Origin of the sequence: Curtobacterium caseinilyticum (genome assembly GCF_030363035.1) — a bacterium.
Classification (GTDB): Bacteria; Actinomycetota; Actinomycetes; order Actinomycetales; family Microbacteriaceae; genus Curtobacterium; species Curtobacterium caseinilyticum.
Genome location: NZ_JAUCMN010000001.1, coordinates 145,021 through 159,889, shown reverse-complemented (window position 1 = coordinate 159,889; position 14,869 = coordinate 145,021). Strand labels below are relative to the sequence as shown.

Below are 14,869 nucleotides of genomic sequence, written 5' to 3'. Positions count from 1 at the left end.
GATCGTACTGAGTTCGAACGACCCGCCAGTGTCCTGCGAAAACACTGTCAGTGGTTTCGGCCATAATGGAGGACGTGACTAGCACCCCTCTCTCCAGATCCGCCAGCGGTCCGGTCCTGAACAGGCCGAACGCCGTTGCCGTGGGGACGATCGTGTGGCTGGGCAGCGAGGTCATGTTCTTCGCCGGCCTGTTCGCGATCTACTTCACGCTGCGCAGCACCTCGCCCGAGCTCTGGGCGACCGAGACCGCCAAGCTCGAGGTGCCCTTCGCCTCGGTGAACACGATCATCCTGGTGCTGTCCAGCTTCGCCTGCCAGTTCGCGGTCTTCGCCGCGGAGCGCTTCCAGGTGCACCGCACGAGCTGGAACCCGAAGGACTGGGGCATGACGGAGTGGTTCTTCGTCACGTACTGCATGGGCGCGATCTTCGTCTGCGGCCAGATCTTCGAGTACGCCAACCTCTGGCACGAGGGCGTGACGCTCTCCTCGAGCGCGTACGGCTCGGCCTTCTACATGACCACCGGCTTCCACGGCCTGCACGTCACGGGTGGTCTCATCGCGTTCCTCCTGACCCTCGGCCGTGGCTTCGCCGCCAAGAACTTCGGTCACAAGGAAGCGACCACCGCGATCGTCGTGTCGTACTACTGGCACTTCGTCGACGTCGTCTGGATCGGCCTCTTCGCCGTCATCTACCTTCTCAAGTAGGAACTGGATAGCCCCCACCGCATGTTCACCAGAAGCAAGTCCAAGAAGGGCCGCCGTTCCCCGATGGCGACCGTCTCGCTCATCGTCGTGGGTCTCATGACCACCGGCGGTGCGTACGCGCTGTTCAGCTCGACGGCCAACGCCGACGACAGCACCACCTCGGCGGTGTCCAGCCAGTCGAAGGTCAACGAGGGCGAGAAGCTCTTCGCCTCGAACTGCGCGACCTGCCACGGGCTCGACGCCCAGGGCACCGGTGAGGGCCCGTCCCTCATCGGCGTCGGTGCCGCCTCCGTCGACTTCCAGGTCGGGACGGGTCGCATGCCGATGGCCGCCCAGGGCCCCCAGGCCGAGGAGAAGCCCGCCCAGTTCACCGACGAGCAGGTCGACGCCATGGGCGCGTACGTCGCCTCGCTCGGCCCCGGCCCGTCGGTCCCGTCCTCCGAGCTGACGGACGGCAAGAACGGCGACGCTGCAGAGGGTGCCGAGCTCTTCCGCATCAACTGCGCCATGTGCCACAACGTGGCCGGCGCCGGTGGAGCCCTGACCGAGGGCAAGTACGCCCCGAACCTGCAGACCGTGTCCGGCAAGCACATCTACGAGGCCATGGTCACGGGCCCGCAGAACATGCCGGTGTTCAACGACCTGAACCTCACGCCCGAGCAGAAGGCCGACATCATCACGTACCTGAAGTACGTGCAGGACAACAAGTCCCCGGGCGGGTTCGCCCTCGGCTCCCTCGGCCCGGTGGCAGAGGGTCTGTTCATCTGGATCTTCGGACTCGGTGCGGTCGTCGCGATGACCGTCTGGCTGACCGCGAAGTCCAACTGATCGTCCGTGTCGAACGACACTGAAGGGAACACCATGGCAGAGCACGACGACGAGGCACTGAACTCGTCCTCGGCTGTCGAGAAGCACGGCACGACCAGCACGTCGGCCGGCACCGCCGTCGTCGCCGCGGACCCGTTCGAGAACCCGGGTGAGCCGCCGCACCGCGCTCGGCGCACCGACGTCGACCCGAAGAAGCAGCGCCTGGCCGAGCGTCAGGTCGCCACGTTCTTCTACCTGTCGATCGTGGGCAGCGTCCTCGCGATCGCGGCGTACATCGCCTTCCCGATCGACCCCGAGGACTTCGGCACCGTCCGTGCCGGCAACCTCTGGCTCGGTCTCGCGATCGCCCTCGCGCTCCTCGCGCTCGGCCTCGGCGCCGTGTACTGGTCGAAGTCGCTCGTGGTCGACCGCGAGATCACTGAGATGCGGCACGGTACCCGCGGCACCGACGCGACCCGCGCCAAGGCGGTCGAGGCGTTCCAGCTCGCCGACAAGGAGTCCGGCTTCAGCCGTCGCAAGCTGATCCGCAACTCGATGATCGGCGCCCTGGCAGCCTTCCCGCTCCCCGGCATCGTCCTCGTCCGCGACCTCGCTCCGGCTGAGGACCCGAACGAGCTCCTGCGTCACACCTTCTGGAAGTCCGGCATGCGCCTGACGAAGGACCCGACCGGTCTGCCGATCAAGGCCTCGGACGTCACCATCGGCTCGGTCTTCCACGTTATCCCGGACGGCATGCTCGACTCCGAGCACATGCTCGAGGAGAAGGCCAAGGCCTCCGTCCTCCTCATGCGTCTCGACCCGAAGGACCTCAACCCCTCGAAGGGGCACGAGGACTGGGGCTACGACGGCATCGTCGCCTACTCCAAGATCTGCACCCACGTCGGGTGCCCGGTCGCGCTCTACGAGCAGCAGACGCACCACCTGCTGTGCCCGTGCCACCAGTCGACGTTCGACGTCTCGAACAACTGCGAGGTCATCTTCGGCCCGGCTGCACGTCCCCTCCCCCAACTTCCGATCGCGATCGACGACGACGGCTACCTGGTCGCACAGAGCGACTTCCACGAGCCGGTCGGACCGTCCTTCTGGGAGCGTGAACGCTGATGACCAGCACCACCACCACCAGCGCGCCGACGACGGCCACCCGGCCCGAGCCGACGCGTGGGTCCCGCCTCATCGGGGCCACCGCCAACTACATCGACGAGCGCACCAGCATCTCCGGTCTCGTGAAGGAGGTCGGGCGCAAGATCTTCCCCGACCACTGGAGCTTCATGCTCGGCGAGGTCGCGCTCTACAGCTTCGTCGTCGTCCTGCTCTCGGGGACGTTCCTGACGTTCTTCTTCCAGGCGTCGATGACCGAGGTCGTCTACAACGGCTCGTACGTCCCGCTCAAGGGCGTCGCGATGTCCACCGCGCTGCAGTCGACGCTGGACATCTCGTTCGACATCCGCGGCGGTCTGTTCGTCCGACAGATCCACCACTGGGCTGCGCTGCTGTTCGTCGCCTCGGTGATGCTGCACATGGCGCGCGTGTTCTTCACCGGCGCGTTCCGCAAGCCGCGTGAGCTGAACTGGGTCTTCGGCTTCCTGCTCTGGGTCCTGGCCATGGCCGAGGGCTTCACCGGCTACTCGCTCCCCGACGACCTGCTCTCCGGCAACGGTCTCCGCATCATCGTCGGCATGATCGAGGGCGTCCCGGTGATCGGCGTCTGGATCGCCTACCTGCTCTTCGGCGGCGAGTTCCCGGGTACCGACATCGTCGGCCGTCTCTACACGCTGCACATCCTGCTGCTGCCGGCGATCCTCGTCGCGGTGCTCGGTGTCCACCTCGTGCTGGTCGTCATCAACAAGCACACGCAGTTCGCGGGTCCGGGCAAGACCAACGAGAACGTCGTCGGTGTGCCGATCCTCCCGGCGTTCGCCGCGAAGGCAGGCGGCTTCTTCTTCATCGTCGCGGGCATCCTCGCCCTGATCGCGTCGCTCTTCACGATCAACCCGATCTGGAACTACGGCCCGTACGACCCGTCCCCGGTCTCCGCGGGTACGCAGCCGGACTGGTACATCGGCTTCGCCGACGGTGCGCTCCGTCTGGTTCCGCCGCACTGGGAGGTCGTGTGGTTCGGCTACACGGTGTCCTTCAACATCCTCGTGCCGATCGCCGTCCTGGTGGGCCTCATCGTCGCCATCCTCATGTACCCGTTCCTCGAGGCGTGGGTGACCGGGGACAAGCGTGAGCACCACCTGGCCGACCGCCCGCGCAACGCCCCGACGCGGACCGCCATCGGCGCTGCCGGCATCGTGCTCTACCTGAGCCTGATGTTCGCCGCTTCGTCGGACATCATCGCCACGCACTTCATGGTGTCGATCGAGCACGTGATCCACGTCATCCAGGCCACGACGGTCCTCGGCCCGTTCGTCGCCTTCTGGATCACGAAGCGCGTCTGCCTCGCGCTGCAGAAGAAGGACCGCGAGATCGTCCTGCACGGGTACGAGTCGGGCCGCATCGTCCGTCTCCCCCACGGCGAGTACATCGAGGTGCACGAGCAGCTCGACGAGTACGAGCGCTGGAAGCTCCTGCAGTTCAACGAGTACAAGCCGCTGATGATCCGTCCGGACGCCAAGGGCCGGATCACCGGGGCGCAGAAGGTCCGTGCGAACCTCTCCCGCTTCTTCTTCGAGGACCGCATCGCGCCGGTCACGAAGGCGGAGCTCGAGGCCGCGCACGCCGCGCACCACGGCCCGGAGCTGGAGGGCGACCACCAGGCCCAGGCTCCCGCGCTCGGGGCCGGCAACCACTAGGCGCTCGCTCCCCCGCACGACCGAACCCCCCGTCCGACCGGACGGGGGGTTCGTCGTCGCCGGACCGCCACCGTCGGTTCACCGCGCATTCAGAGTGGCGTGCTGGACTCGTCCCAGACGGTGTGGCAACGTGTTGCACCACGCATCCGCCAACGGAACGAGCACCCGATGGACAGCCGGACGGCCGAACACCCCAGGCCGAACCACTTCCTCCTCCACCTCAGCGACACCCACCTCGTGGCGGGTGACGGCGCCCTGTACGGCGACGTCGACTCCGCAGCACGGCTCTCAGCGATCATCGCCGACATCGAGGCCTCCGGCACCCGCCCGGAGGCCATCGTGGTCACCGGTGACGTGGCCGACAAGGGCGAGGCCGGCGCCTACGTCCGGATCCGCGACATCGTCGAGCCCGCTGCACGCCGGATCGGTGCGCAGGTCATCTGGGCGATGGGCAACCACGACGAACGCGGCGCGTTCCGCCAGGAGCTGTTCGGGCTGCAGCCCACCGACCGCCCTGTCGACTTCGTCTACGACGTCAACGGTCTGCGGGTCATCACGCTCGACACGAGCGTGCCCGGTGCCCACCACGGCGAGGTCTCCCCTGCGCAGCTCGACTGGCTGGCCGAGGTCCTGTCCGAGGCAGCGCCGCACGGCACCATCCTCGCCATGCACCACCCGCCCGTGCCGAGCGTGCAGGACCTCGCGGTGCTCGTCGAACTCCGTGACCAGGCCGCGTTGGCCGAGGTCGTCGAGGGCTCGGACGTCATCTCGATCATCGCTGGACACCTGCACTACTCGACGAGTGCCGTGTTCGCCGGCGTCCCGGTGTCGGTCGCGAGCGCCACCTGCTACACGCAGGACCTGACGGAGTACCAGGGTGGGACCCGTGGACAGGACGGCGCGCAGTCGTTCAACCTCGTGCACGTGTACGGCAACAACGTCGTGCACTCGGTGGTGCCGATCGGGCACTACGCGACGGTCGGCGAGCCGGTCTCCTCGGAGCAGACCGAGGCGCGCCTGCGTGCCGCGGGTGTGACGATCGTGCCGGCGGTCGAGCCTGCGCCGGTCACGTCGAGCATCCCGGTCTTCACGCTCGACGCGGTGCCAACCTCCCCCATCCGCCGCTGACGCGACGCCGCGCGCCCTCCCGAGCGAGGCGGCGCACCGCGTCACGGACCTGACGGAGGCGAGCCGTGCCGCCCGTCCGCCGCCCGACCGAGTACGACATGCCGTGAGCGGAGCGCCGGACGGGCCCGAGCCGTCGCGCGACGGCGCTCGGATCGACCGAACCGGCTCACTCAGCAGACGGCCTCGGTCGGCATCGACGGCCGGCCGGCCGGCCCCGGCCGGCCGGCAACCGGCCGTCAACCGGCCATCACTGGTCGGTGGGCTGCTCCCACGGCGCCGGGAACGGGAAGTACTTCTCGAGGAAGTCCGTCACGCGGCGCGTGCGCTCCTCGTCCGAGACCTCGGGGAAGCTGCCGTCGTTCAGGCAGAAGAAGTCGACGTTCCGCTTCTTGAGCAGGTCCTCGAGCGCCTTGAGCCCGGACTGCATCGTCGTGTCGACGTACCGCACCGGGGCGTTCTCCTGCACGATCGCACGCCCGGTGAGCAGTGCGTAGTAGTGGTACAGCGAGTTCGTCACGGAGATGTTGTCCGCAGCACGGAACCGCGACGCCGCCGTCGCCTGGAACTCAGCCGCGAACTCGTGCTCCATCTCGGTCATGATCGACGCGCGGAGCGGGGTCGGAGCGTGCTCGAGGTGTCGGGTCGTCACCGCGCCGAACCGCTGCTGCAGCAGCCTGCGGTTGACGCGCGCGGAGTTCTCGAAGCCGCTCCGCGCCGGGTTGTTCGAACCCAGGCCGATGCGGGTCGTGGCGAGGATGAACTTCGACACCGAGCCAGGACTGAAGAAGACCGACGGCTCGACCATGCGACCGAAGAACATGTCGTCGTTCGAGTAGATGAAGTGCTCGCTGATGCCCGGGATGTGGTGCAGCTGCGACTCGACGGCCTGCGAGTTGTGCGTGGGCAGCACCGACGGATCGGCGAAGAACTCCTCGCTCCGCACGATCCGCACCTTCGGGTGGTCGGCGAGCCACGCGGGTGCCGGGCTGTCCGTGGCGATGTAGATCTGCCGGATCCAGGGGGCGAAGGTGTGCACGGACCGGAGGGCGTACTTGAGCTCGTCGATCTGGCGGAACCGGGCGGGGGCGTCGTCGCCCTCGCCCAGCACGGCGTTCGCCTGGGCGGCCTGACGCGCACGCTGGTACTCCACCGCGTTGCCGTCGACCCACGAGAACACGATGTCGATCGGGAAGCGGATGTCGGAGACGTGGTCGTCGAACATGTGCTCGACCGTGCGCCAGGTGCGGCCGTAGCGGTCGATGTCGACGAGGACGAACTCCTCGATCGGCAGGCTCCGCCGCATGAGCGCGTTCTCGACGGGCGCGAGGACCTCGGTGTCGGTGACCCGCCAGAACTCGAGCTGCACGCTCGTCTCGGCGCCGTAGCGCAGGCGTCCCAGCGGTTCGAGCCGCGGGCGGAAGACCCGCAGCACGGGCTCGTCGACGGAGCCGAGCCCGTCGTCGATGACGAGGACCGCGGGCTTGCCGGGCGGCTTCGCGTAGAAGGGCTCGTTCGCCGCGGCGGCCATGACCGCGCTCTCGGCACGCTGCCGGTCGCGTTCGTCGAGGGCGATGACCGGGCGGCGGTCGTTGCCGCGGATGAGCAGGTGGTCGACGTCACCGGCGGTGAGCGCGTCGTCGAGGAACAAGAGGTCCTCGATCATCGACTGCTGGGGCGTGAGGTGCCCGTTGACCAGCGTCAAGCGGCCCTTGCGGACGACGACGTCAGGACGGTCGAGACCGCCGGAGGACGGTCGAGGGTTCAGCAGAGGACTCTCGGTCGCCGGCTCGGTCTCGTGGCTCATCCATGCCCTTCGGGTCGTGGTCGGGCCCACTGCCCGACCCTACGATCCTACCGTCCGCCGGGGCAGGCGGACCGCGCGGGCCGACGGCGGCCGGCTGCTCGCGCCGGGACGCCGGTCACCGCCGGGAGGCGCGCCCCGCCTCCGCCTCGCGCGGCACCTTCACGAGGATGCCGACGACGATGAAGAGCGCGGCTGCCAGGACCTGCGACGCCGCCCACACCTCACCCGGGACCGGCACGACGACGACGGGGTTCCAGCAGACGGCGACGGCTGCCATCAGGACCGCAGCCCACCAGGACCGGCCGCGGACCGCGAACACCAGCACGATGAGCGCCAGGACCGTGACACCCCACCGTGCGAAGACGAAGCCGGACGAGTCGACGATCGCGACGCAGGCGAGCAGCACCACCGCCGCGAGCAGCGACGGCGCGAGGGCGGGCCGGGTGAAGGGCGGGGTCCCACCGGTCGCCGACGGCCCGCGGGACGGCGATGGGGCGACGCCGGCGCTCGGTCTCGACGGCACGCCGTGCAGCGACGAGCCCGCCGGGGGCCGGCCCTTCCGCGGCATCAGGCGCCGGCCTCCTCGAGGTCGATCGCCTGGATCGGGCGGGACATCGGCGGCAGGCCCCGCACCCGCTCGAGGGCCGGCAGGAGTTCGTCGACCACGGCACGGTACCCGTCGTCGTTGAGGTGCAGACCGTCCTCGGTGAAGCGCGCCGCCAGGTGGTCCTCCTCGGCGAGGGCCGGCCACAGGTCGAGGTACTGCGCGTGGCAGGTCGCGACGAACTGCCGGAGGTGCCGGTTGGCCTCCTCGATCTTCACGCACCAGTCCGCCTGGCGCGGCAGGATCGACACCAGCAGCAGGCGGACGCCGGGGAGCTCCCGTCGGAGCGTCACGAGGACCGACTCGACGCCGCGGACGACGTGTTCGACGCTCGAGCGGTGGTTGCCGAAGTCGTTGGTGCCGATGAGCAGGACGATGACCTCGGGCTGCTCGGCGACCACGGCGTCGAGCCGGGCGAGGACGCCGTCGGTGGTGTCACCGCCGACGCCGTGGTTGCTCGTGCGCTCACCCGGGAGCCACTGGTCCCAGGAACCCTGCTCGGTGATGCTGTCGCCCAGGAACAGGACGCTGGGGTGTTCCGTGGTCATGCTGCCTCCTCGTGTGCCGGTTCCTGGTGCCCATTCTGCTGGGTCCAGTTCCGGCCCGTCGACTCCGTGTGCTGTGACTCCCGTTCGGCGGCGGCGGTGATGCGCTCGACCATGCCGGGGAAGATGACGCCGTGGAAGGGCAGGATGCCGTACCAGTAGAGCCGACCGGCCAGGCCCTGCGGGAAGTAGATCGCCCGCTGGTGGTAGTCGCTCCCACCGTCGTCGCTCGGCGTGACCGTCATCTCCAACCACGCGCGACCAGGCGACTTGAACTCGGCGCGCAGACGCAGGTAGCGCCCGCGCTCGAGCCGTTCGACCCGCCACCAGTCCAGCGCGTCGCCCTGCTCCAGGCGGCGCTGGTCCCGTCGGCCCCGGTTGAGGCCGACACCGCCCGCGAGCTTGTCCAACCAGCCACGCGCGACCCACGCCAGGGGGAACGAGTACCAGCCGTTCTCACCGCCGATCGACTCCACGACGCGCCAGACGTCCTCGGCGCTCGCGTTCGAGTGCCGCTTGCGGTCGTCGACGTACACGGTGTGCCCGGCCCAGTCGGGGTCGCTCGGCAGCGGGTCGGCTGAGGTCGCGGCGAGGGTCGCGTTGCGCCAGCTCGTCTCGACCTCGCCCGAACGCATCTTGGTCAGGGCGAGCCGGACGGCACGGCGGTACGAGGTCAGACCGCCCTCGGGGCGCGGGACGTACTCGTCGATGTCGTGCTCGCGCTGGACGCACTCGAACTGCAGGGACTCGATGATCGGCGTCGCCAGCTTGCGCGGGATCGGCGTCACGATGTTGAACCAGTGGGCGGAGAGCCCCGGCGTCAGCACCGGCAGCACGGTGAAGCGTCGCTGGGGCAGCTTCGCCTCGACCGCGTAGCCGTTGAGCATCTGCCCGTACTTGAGCACGTCCGGGCCACCGATGTCGAACGTGCGGTTGACGTCCGCAGGGATCTCGAGCGCCTGGACGAGGTAGTAGAGCACGTCGCGGACCGCGATCGGCTGGATGCGGTTGCGGACCCAGCGCGGTGCGGGCATCCAGGGCAGGACGTCGGTGACGTGCCGGATCATCTCGAACGAGGTGCTCCCGGAGCCGATCACGACGCCGGCCTGGTAGGCGATCGTCGGGACGCCGGAGCCGAGCAGGACGTCGCCGACCTCCTTGCGGCTCCTGAGGTGCTTCGACAGCTCGCCCTCGGGGTGCAGCCCGCCGAGGTACACGAACCGACGGACGCCGGCGTCGTGGGCCGCACGGGCCATCGTCTCGACGGCGTCGCGCTCGGCGCGCTCGAAGTCACCGTCCGCGCCCATGGCGTGCGCGAGGTAGTAGACGGCCTCGATGCCCTGCACCGCGACGCGGACGGCCTCACCGTCCTGCAGGTCCCCCTCGGCGATCTCGACGTCGTCGTGCCAGGGGACGTCCTGCAGCTTGCGGGGCGTGCGGACGAAGACGCGGACGTCGTGTCCGGCCTCGAGGAGCCGGGGGACGAGACGTCCGCCGATGTAGCCGGTGGCACCGGTGACGAGGACCTTCATGCTGGGCACGGTACGCGTCCCGCCTCCGGGTAGGCTTGCCGGGTGGACAACGCAGCGCTGCCCGGAGACCCGAAGGCCCTCACCGCCGATGCCGTGCGGGCCCTCATCGACCACGCGATCCTCAAGCCGGAGCTGACGCGCTCCGACGTCGACGCCCAGCTCGACGAGGCCGCCGCGTACCGCGTCTTCAGCGTCTGTGTCCGTCCGAGCGACGTCGCGCACGCCGTGGAGCGCCTGCAGGGGACCGGGGTCGGCGTCGGCACGGTGATCGGCTTCCCGCACGGCACCACGTCCACCGCCGCGAAGGTCGCCGAGTCGCTGCAGGCCCTGGCGGACGGCGCGTTCGAGCTCGACATGGTGCAGAACGTCGGCGCGGCGAAGTCGGGCGACTGGGACCGCGTCGAGCAGGACGTGCGGGCGGTCGTCGACGCCGCGGGCGACACCGTCGTGAAGGTCATCCTCGAGACCGCGTTCCTGACCGAGGACGAGGTCGTGGCGGCCTCGCGCGCTGCCCAGCGCGCAGGGGCGGCCTTCGTCAAGACCTCCACCGGGTTCGCGGGCGGCGGCGCGACGGTCGAGCACATCCGCCTGATGCGCGCAACGGTCGGCTCGGACACCGGCGTGAAGGCGTCCGGCGGGGTCCGGGGCCTCGACACCCTGCTCGAGATGGTCGCGGCCGGTGCGAACCGCATCGGCACGAGCGCATCGGCCCGCATCCTCGACGAGCTCGCGCACCGCGCGGAGACCGGGGCCGCGTCCGCCCTCGGCGACGACTCCTCGTCCTACTGACCCGACCCAACCAGCACCGGGCCGGTGCCCACCGGACGCGACGCGCGCCGGGAACCGCACCGAGCCTCCAGACCGCCGCATCGGAGCGAGCATGTCCACCACCGCACCGCAGTCCAGCCTGCTCGCCCTCGCCGTCGACCTCGGCGGCACCAAGGTCGAAGCCGCCCTCGTGACCGACCAGGGCGTCGTCGTGGCCGGGACACGGCACCGTCACCCCACGGGCCCGCAGCGGACCTCGGACGAGCTGCAGGCGGCGGTGGACGAGGTCGTCACCGCGACGCTCGCCACGCTGCCCGCCGACGCCGCCCTGGTCGGCGTCGGGATCGGTTCGGCCGGGCCGGTGGACGAGGAACACGGCCTCGTCTCGCCGCTCAACATGCCGGTGTGGCGCGGGTACCCGCTGCGCGACCGCATCGCCGCCCTCGTGCCGGACGGCGTGCCCGTGACACTCCGCATGGACGGCCTGGCGATCACCCTCGCCGAGCACTGGGTGGGCGCTGCGCAGGGGTCCGACCACGTCATGGGCATGATCGTCTCGACGGGCGTCGGCGGCGGGCTCATCCTGCACGGCCGCACCGTCAGCGGACCGACCGGCAACGCGGGGCACATCGGCCACGTCGAGTGCGGCGGCTTCGACGACCCGTGCGCGTGCGGCGGCACCGGCTGCCTCGAGGCGATCGCCAGCGGCCCGAAGACCGTCGCGTGGGCGCAGCGTCAGGGCTTCGCCGGCACCACGGGCGAGGAGCTGTCCGCGGCGTACGCGGCCGGCGATGCGGTCGCGGTCGCGGCCGTGCGGCGCAGCGGCCGTGCCCTCGGGCAGGCGATCGCGGCCGCGACGAGCCTGGTCGACCTCGAGGTCGTGGCGATCGGTGGCGGGTTCTCGCACGTGACGCCGGACCTGTTCGAGTACGCGCGCGAGGCCGTTGCCGAACGCGTCGAGTTCGGCTTCGTGACGAAGGTGCGGATCGTGCCGACCGCCCTGTCGCAGGACGGTCCGCTCATCGGTGCGGCGGCGCTGGTGCACCGCGCCGACGTCCTGCGCTGAGCAGCTGGACTGCGGAACCGCTGAGCCGCTGGACCGCTGGCTGGCTGGTCCGTTGCACCGCCCCGGCGCTGGACGGCGTCGCCCAGGGTGATCGCTCTCCACAGGGCCGGGCGGCGGAGTGGGGTGTCCGGCAGGATGGCGGGATGCCGTCGCCCCACCTGCTGACCAGCGACGACTGGCCGGAGGCGGAACTGCGCGCCGCGGTGCTCGCCGGCGAGCTCGTCCCCGTCGGGCAGTGCTGGGCCTCCCCTGCCGAACCACAGCTCCCCGCGCTCCGAGCCGCAGCACACGCGTGGGGCCTACCCGACCGACGCCTGGTCGCGAGCGGTCGCTCGGCTGCGTGGATCTGGGGAGGGACCTCGCGTCCGCCGGCCGTGTCGGAGGTGAGCATCCCCCCGACCATCCGGGTGCGGGTCGACGCCGACGTCCGGCTGCGCGAGGTGCGCCTCGACCCGAGCGACGTCGTCGACCTGGACGGCGTGCGTGTCACGACGCCACTGCGGACCGCCGTCGACCTGCTCCGAGCGCCCGGGACGTCCGAGCCGGGCGCGATCACCGCCCTGCAGGGTCTGCTCGGCGCCGGTGTCGTCTCCGCCGGCGATGTCCGGGCGCGCCTCGACGCGCTCGGCACGATCCCGATGGCGCGTCAGGCCGCCCGGCGCTTCGACCGGGTGACGACGCTCAACCCGCGCTGACCCGGTAGACGTCGTAGACCGCGTCGATCCGGCGCACCGCGTTGAGCACCCGGTCGAGGTGCGTCGTGTCGCCCATCTCGAACACGAACCGACTGAGCGCCAGCCGGTCGGAGGACGTCGACACCGTCGCCGACAGGATGTTCACGTGGTGGTCCGTGAGCACACGGGTCACGTCGCTGAGCAGCCCGGAGCGATCGAGCGCCTCGATCTGGATCTGCACGAGGAACACCGACTTCGACGACGGGGCCCACTCGACCTCGATCATCCGGTCCGGCTCGTTCATCAGCGACTTGACGTTCGTGCACGACGCCTGGTGGACCGAGACGCCCTGCCCACGGGTGATGAAGCCGACGATCTGGTCGCCGGGTACAGGCGTGCAGCACTTCGCGAGCTTCACCAGGATGTCCGGCGCCCCGCGGACGAGCACACCGCTGTCGCTGTTCCGGAGCTGGCGGCTCGTGACCTGGCGCGGGAAGGCGAGCTCGGGCTCGTCGGTCTCCGTCTCGGCCTGGACGTTGCCGAGCACCTTCTCGATCACGGACTGCGTCGAGACGTGGCCCTCGCCGACGGCGGCGTAGAGCGCCGAGACGTCGTCGTACCGCATCGACGAGGCGACCTCGGCGATCGAGTCCTGGCTCATGATGCGCTGCAGCGGCAGGTTCTGCTTGCGCATCGCCCGGGCGATCGCGTCACGGCCCTGCTCGATCGCCTCTTCGCGGCGCTCCTTCGTGAACCACTGCTTGATCTTGTTGCGCGCCCGCGGGCTGCGCACGAAGGTCAGCCAGTCCTGACTCGGGCCGGAGTCGGGGTTCTTCGACGTGAAGATCTCGACGACGTCACCACTCGACAGCGTGCTCTCGAGCGGCACGAGCCGCCCGTTCACCTTGGCACCCATCGTGCGGTGCCCGATCTCGGTGTGCACGGCGTAGGCGAAGTCGACGGGAGTCGCGCCGGCGGGCAGGCCGATGACCTTGCCCTGCGGGGTGAAGACGTAGGTCTCCTTCGCGCCGATCTCGTAGCGCAGCGAGTCGAGGAACTCCCCCGGATCGCTCGTCTCGGCCTGCCAGTCGGTGATGTGCGCGAGCCACGCCATGTCCTGGTCGTCGGTGGACGTCACCGTGTCGGCATCCCGTCCGGCGGCACGCTGCTTGTACTTCCAGTGTGCGGCGACGCCGAACTCGGCGCGCTGGTGCATCTCGTGCGTGCGGATCTGGATCTCGACCGCACGGCCCTGTGGGCCGAGCACGGTGGTGTGCAGCGACTGGTACAGGTTGAACTTCGGCGTCGCGATGTAGTCCTTGAAGCGGCCGGGCAGCGGCGTCCAGCGCGCGTGCACCGAACCGAGCATCGCGTAGCAGTCGCGCACCGTCGGCACGAGGACCCGGATGCCGACCAGGTCGTAGATCTCGTCGAACTCGCGCCCGCGGACGATCATCTTCTGGTAGATCGAGTAGTACTGCTTCGGCCGTCCCATGACCTCGCCGCGGACCTTCGCGGCCTTCAGGTCCTTCTTGAGCGTGCCGATGACGTTCTGCACGAACTGCTCGCGCTTCGGCTGGCGTTCCTTGACCAGGCTGTCGATCTCGACGTAGAGCTTGGGGTGCAGCACCGCGAACGACAGGTCCTCGAGCTCCAGCTTGATCATCTGGATGCCGAGCCGGTGTGCGAGCGGCGCGTAGATCTCGAGCGTCTCCTTCGCCTTGCGCGTGGCGGAGGCGGACTCGACGAAGCCCCATGTGCGGGCGTTGTGCAGACGGTCGGCGAGCTTGATGACCAGGACACGGATGTCCTTGGACATCGCGATGACCATCTTGCGGACGGTCTCGGCCTGGGCGCTGTCGCCGTACTTGACCTTGTCGAGCTTGGTGACGCCGTCGACGAGCATCGCGATCTCGTCGCCGAAGTCGGCACGCAGCTCGTCGAGCTGGTAGTCGGTGTCCTCGACGGTGTCGTGCAGGAGCGCCGCGGCGATGGTGATCGTGCCGATGCCGAGGTCGGCGAGGATCTGCGCGACCGCGACGGGGTGCGTGATGTACGGCTCCCCCGACTTGCGCTTCTGCCCGTCGTGCGCGCGCTCCGCCACCGAGTACGCCCGCTCGATGAGCGTGACGTCGGCCTTCGGGTGGTGCGAACGAACCGTCCGGATGAGCGTGTCCACGGCACCGGCGGGCTGCGCCCGCGAGAACAGGCGCGGCAGCAGCGACCGCAGGGATCCGAGGTTCCCGGTGGTCGTTGCGTTCAACGGACTGGAGGGACGTGGCGCGGAACCGGGACGGCTCGCGCTGGGCACCGGGGCGCCCTGCGTCGATGCGTTCTGCGGCGAGGACTCACGGGTGTCCGTCATGGTGCGCCTCCTGCGACCGCTGTCCGGGTACGGTCCGGCAAGCCTACGCGTGTCCG

Annotated in this window: 13 protein-coding genes; 8 read left to right on the top strand and 5 right to left on the bottom strand. The window is 69.8% G+C overall.

Annotated elements, in window-relative coordinates; translation table 11 throughout:
- Positions 1–65: 65 nt before the first annotated feature.
- The 5 genes from ctaE to QUG93_RS00740 all read left to right on the top strand — a co-directional run bounded on the left by ctaE (position 66) and on the right by QUG93_RS00740 (position 5,455).
- Positions 66–704 (top strand): aa3-type cytochrome oxidase subunit III, encoded by a 639-nt coding sequence (gene ctaE / locus QUG93_RS00760; RefSeq protein WP_058727853.1) that lies wholly within the window; start codon positions 66–68, stop codon positions 702–704.
- 21 nt (positions 705–725) lie between these two features.
- A complete protein-coding gene (gene qcrC / locus QUG93_RS00755; RefSeq protein ID WP_289471723.1) occupies positions 726–1,532 on the top strand; it encodes a cytochrome bc1 complex diheme cytochrome c subunit in 807 nt (268 codons plus the stop codon).
- A 33-nt stretch (positions 1,533–1,565) separates the two neighbouring features.
- Positions 1,566–2,633 (top strand): cytochrome bc1 complex Rieske iron-sulfur subunit, encoded by a 1,068-nt coding sequence (gene qcrA / locus QUG93_RS00750; RefSeq protein ID WP_289471722.1) that lies wholly within the window; start codon positions 1,566–1,568, stop codon positions 2,631–2,633.
- A complete protein-coding gene (qcrB, locus tag QUG93_RS00745) occupies positions 2,633–4,327 on the top strand; it encodes a cytochrome bc1 complex cytochrome b subunit (protein ID WP_289471721.1) in 1,695 nt (564 codons plus the stop codon). Before qcrA ends, qcrB begins: the two co-directional genes overlap by 1 nt.
- A gap of 168 nt (positions 4,328–4,495) precedes the next feature.
- On the top strand, positions 4,496–5,455 hold the full coding sequence (locus QUG93_RS00740; protein ID WP_289471720.1) for a phosphodiesterase: 960 nt from the start codon (positions 4,496–4,498) through the stop codon (positions 5,453–5,455).
- 247 nt (positions 5,456–5,702) lie between these two features.
- On the opposite strand, the gene QUG93_RS00735 is transcribed toward QUG93_RS00740, so the two are convergent.
- The 4 genes from QUG93_RS00735 to QUG93_RS00720 form a co-directional block, all read right to left on the bottom strand.
- Complete coding sequence (locus QUG93_RS00735; protein WP_289471719.1) at positions 5,703–7,259, bottom strand: stealth conserved region 3 domain-containing protein; 1,557 nt, start codon at positions 7,257–7,259, stop codon at positions 5,703–5,705.
- A 115-nt stretch (positions 7,260–7,374) separates the two neighbouring features.
- A complete protein-coding gene (locus tag QUG93_RS00730) occupies positions 7,375–7,827 on the bottom strand; it encodes a DUF6804 family protein (RefSeq protein WP_289471718.1) in 453 nt (150 codons plus the stop codon).
- Positions 7,827–8,411 carry a GDSL-type esterase/lipase family protein gene (locus tag QUG93_RS00725; protein ID WP_289471717.1) on the bottom strand — a complete coding sequence of 195 codons (585 nt, stop codon included), beginning with the start codon at positions 8,409–8,411 and terminating at the stop codon, positions 7,827–7,829. Before QUG93_RS00725 ends, QUG93_RS00730 begins: the two co-directional genes overlap by 1 nt.
- Positions 8,408–9,940: an SDR family oxidoreductase gene (locus tag QUG93_RS00720; RefSeq protein WP_289471716.1), complete on the bottom strand. Its 1,533-nt coding sequence runs from the start codon at positions 9,938–9,940 to the stop codon at positions 8,408–8,410. The genes QUG93_RS00725 and QUG93_RS00720 overlap by 4 nt, the downstream gene beginning before the upstream one ends.
- A gap of 42 nt (positions 9,941–9,982) precedes the next feature.
- Between QUG93_RS00720 and deoC the strand changes: the two genes are divergently transcribed.
- From deoC to QUG93_RS00705, 3 genes are all read left to right on the top strand, one after another.
- Positions 9,983–10,729, top strand: coding sequence for a deoxyribose-phosphate aldolase (gene deoC, locus QUG93_RS00715; protein ID WP_289471715.1), 747 nt, complete (start codon positions 9,983–9,985; stop codon positions 10,727–10,729).
- A 91-nt stretch (positions 10,730–10,820) separates the two neighbouring features.
- Positions 10,821–11,774 (top strand): ROK family protein, encoded by a 954-nt coding sequence (locus QUG93_RS00710; RefSeq protein WP_289471714.1) that lies wholly within the window; start codon positions 10,821–10,823, stop codon positions 11,772–11,774.
- A 143-nt stretch (positions 11,775–11,917) separates the two neighbouring features.
- Positions 11,918–12,469, top strand: a complete 552-nt coding sequence (locus tag QUG93_RS00705; RefSeq protein WP_289471713.1) for a type IV toxin-antitoxin system AbiEi family antitoxin — start codon at positions 11,918–11,920, stop codon at positions 12,467–12,469.
- On the opposite strand, the gene QUG93_RS00700 is transcribed toward QUG93_RS00705, so the two are convergent.
- Positions 12,456–14,813, bottom strand: coding sequence for a RelA/SpoT family protein (locus tag QUG93_RS00700; protein ID WP_289471712.1), 2,358 nt, complete (start codon positions 14,811–14,813; stop codon positions 12,456–12,458). The genes QUG93_RS00705 and QUG93_RS00700 overlap by 14 nt on opposite strands.
- Between the last annotated feature and the right edge of the window lie 56 nt (positions 14,814–14,869).

Excerpts from the sequence above, each read along its gene's own strand:
- ctaE (WP_058727853.1), top strand. The coding sequence starts at position 66 with ATGGAGGACGTGACTAGCACCCCTCTCTCCAGATCCGCCAGCGGTCCG.
- qcrC (WP_289471723.1), top strand. The coding sequence starts at position 726 with ATGTTCACCAGAAGCAAGTCCAAGAAGGGCCGCCGTTCCCCGATGGCG.
- qcrA (WP_289471722.1), top strand. The coding sequence starts at position 1,566 with ATGGCAGAGCACGACGACGAGGCACTGAACTCGTCCTCGGCTGTCGAG.
- qcrB (WP_289471721.1), top strand. The coding sequence starts at position 2,633 with ATGACCAGCACCACCACCACCAGCGCGCCGACGACGGCCACCCGGCCC.
- QUG93_RS00740 (WP_289471720.1), top strand. The coding sequence starts at position 4,496 with ATGGACAGCCGGACGGCCGAACACCCCAGGCCGAACCACTTCCTCCTC.
- QUG93_RS00735 (WP_289471719.1), bottom strand. The coding sequence starts at position 7,259 with ATGAGCCACGAGACCGAGCCGGCGACCGAGAGTCCTCTGCTGAACCCT.
- QUG93_RS00730 (WP_289471718.1), bottom strand. The coding sequence starts at position 7,827 with ATGCCGCGGAAGGGCCGGCCCCCGGCGGGCTCGTCGCTGCACGGCGTG.
- QUG93_RS00725 (WP_289471717.1), bottom strand. The coding sequence starts at position 8,411 with ATGACCACGGAACACCCCAGCGTCCTGTTCCTGGGCGACAGCATCACC.
- QUG93_RS00720 (WP_289471716.1), bottom strand. The coding sequence starts at position 9,940 with ATGAAGGTCCTCGTCACCGGTGCCACCGGCTACATCGGCGGACGTCTC.
- QUG93_RS00710 (WP_289471714.1), top strand. The coding sequence starts at position 10,821 with ATGTCCACCACCGCACCGCAGTCCAGCCTGCTCGCCCTCGCCGTCGAC.
- QUG93_RS00705 (WP_289471713.1), top strand. The coding sequence starts at position 11,918 with ATGCCGTCGCCCCACCTGCTGACCAGCGACGACTGGCCGGAGGCGGAA.
- QUG93_RS00700 (WP_289471712.1), bottom strand. The coding sequence starts at position 14,813 with ATGACGGACACCCGTGAGTCCTCGCCGCAGAACGCATCGACGCAGGGC.